The organism is Rhizobium ecuadorense, from assembly GCF_001187535.1.
In the GTDB taxonomy this organism is placed as follows: Bacteria; Pseudomonadota; Alphaproteobacteria; order Rhizobiales; family Rhizobiaceae; genus Rhizobium; species Rhizobium ecuadorense.
On sequence record NZ_LFIO01000904.1, the window covers coordinates 1 to 207 of the forward strand.

The following is a 207-nucleotide window of genomic DNA, read 5'->3' on the forward strand; positions in this document are numbered from 1 at the left end:
CATTCACCGGGGCGCCGCCGTCATCCTGCCATCTGGCAAAGGAGCCGTCTTCCATGGCCTGCGGAAGCGGGCCTGAACTCAACTGTGTCGCGAGATACATTTTCAGAGCCGATTTCAACGCGGCCTCATCGACGATTCCCATCTGGAAACAATGAATGAGGAAACTTGTGGCGCTGATCTCGCCATCATCGGTCGCGTAGGTTTCGC

At 57.0% G+C, this 207-nt stretch carries 1 pseudogene; it reads right to left on the reverse strand.

The features are described from left to right. Positions 1-207: pseudogene (locus AF337_RS44440) on the reverse strand (hypothetical protein); the annotation flags it as partial.